2 protein-coding genes are annotated in these 1,752 nt (G+C 53.0%); both read left to right on the top strand.

Translation table 11 applies throughout. The features are described from left to right. Positions 1–81 precede the first annotated feature (81 nt). Entirely contained in the window at positions 82–1,281 is a 1,200-nt protein-coding gene (locus tag FT726_RS27100) for an AAA family ATPase (protein WP_058776156.1), read from the top strand. A gap of 7 nt (positions 1,282–1,288) precedes the next feature. Further along, positions 1,289–1,752, top strand: a 464-nt coding sequence (locus FT726_RS27095) for a ParB/RepB/Spo0J family partition protein (protein WP_346303833.1), incomplete at its 3' end; no start/stop codon positions are given.

The following is a 1,752-nucleotide window of genomic DNA, read 5'->3' as shown; positions in this document are numbered from 1 at the left end:
GATGATGAACAGATGAGATAGATTTGCCTCATGTGCAGGATTTCGGTATAAAGTCATAAATCCTACATGTGTGGAGCAAGTATGGCTAACGATGAGAAGCAGGTTCTGAAAGTCGCTCAACGCTCAGAAAGAATGCTGATGAGCCTGACGGAGCAGATTCAGGCGCAAAAAGAAGAGTTACACGAGAATACTTTTTACCAGGTCTATGCCAAAGCGGCGTTAGCCAAGTTGCCCAAGCTGACGCGCGCCAGTGTCGATTACGCGGTTAACGAGATGGAAGAAAACGGCTATCCGTTTGATAAGCGTGCGGCCGGCAGTTCCACCAAGTACGCGATGTCGATCCAAAATATTATCGACATCTACCATCATCGCGGCGTCCCGAAATACCGCGATCGCCATCCTGAAGCGTTTACGCTGTTTGTCGGTAACCTGAAAGGCGGTGTGTCTAAAACCGTTTCCACCGTATCACTGGCGCACGCGCTGCGCGCGCATCCGCACCTGCTGTTTGAAGATTTACGTATCCTGGTGATCGATCTCGACCCGCAGTCTTCGGCCACCATGTTCCTGAATCATGAACGTTCGGTCGGTTTGGTTGAGGCCACCGCAGCACAGGCGATGCTGCAAAACGTCAGCCGCGAAGAGCTGAAAAGCGAATTTATTGTGCCATCGATTATTCCTGGCGTTGACGTACTGCCCGCCTCAATCGATGACGCCTTCATTGCTTCACGCTGGGAAGAGCTGTGTGCGGAGCATTTGCCGCAGCAAAACGTGCATGCAGTGCTGTATGAAAACGTGGTGGCTAAGCTGAAAAAAGATTACGACTTCATCTTTATTGACAGCGGCCCACATCTGGATGCCTTCCTGAAAAACGCCATTGCCGCTTCCGATTTGCTGATGACGCCGGTGCCGCCGGCACAGGTTGATTTCCACTCCACGCTGAAGTATCTGACGCGCCTGCCCGAGCTTATCGACATCATCGAAGAGTCGGGTGCCACCTGCCGGTTGCAGGGCAATATTGGTTTTATGTCCAAGCTGTCGAATAAAGCGGACCACAAGATGTGTCACAGCCTGGCGAAAGAGATATTTGGCGGCGATATGCTGGATGCGGCGCTGCCGCGGCTGGATGGCTTTGAACGCTGCGGTGAATCGTTTGATACGGTTATCTCCGCTAACCCATCGACCTATGTCGGCAGCAGCGAAGCCCTGAAAAACGCGCGTTCGGCGGCAGAAGACTTTGCCAAAGCCGTCTTTGATCGTATTGAATTTATCCGCCTGAACTGAGGTTATTATGAGCGCAAAAAGAATCACTATTGGCCGCACCTTCAGCCAGAGCCCGTTACAAAATGAACCCAGCGAGGATGGCCACTCCCAAACGTTTATCCTTTCCACCGGTAAACGCGCCCTGTTCACCCTGGAACACATCACCGCAAAAGAGATAGAAGAAAGAACGTACGTGGTGATGGAAACCAACGGCCGTGACCAGTCCGGTCTCACGCCAGAATCACTGCGCGATATCATCCGTACCATTAAACTGCAGCAGTTCTTCCCGGCCATTGGCGTGAAGCGTGGCGATCGGATTGAAATCCTCGATGGTTCGCGTCGTCGGGCGGCCGCGCTGCACTGTAAAACCGGGCTGGATGTGCTGGTTACCGACGTTGCCATCTCTGCCGAAGAAGCCCGTCGTCTGGCGCAGGATATCCAGACCGCGCGTGAGCATAATCTGCGTGAAGTCGGCATGCGTTTGATGTCCCT

Source organism: Pantoea sp. Morm, assembly GCF_016643525.1.
Taxonomy (GTDB): Bacteria; Pseudomonadota; Gammaproteobacteria; order Enterobacterales; family Enterobacteriaceae; genus Pantoea; species Pantoea dispersa.
Note: the sequence above shows the minus strand (reverse complement) of the source record. Positions and strands in the feature narration are given on the sequence as shown.

What these genes read in the sequence shown, in the direction of transcription:
- FT726_RS27100 (WP_058776156.1), top strand. Translation starts at nt 82, where the DNA reads ATGGCTAACGATGAGAAGCAGGTTCTGAAAGTCGCTCAACGCTCAGAA.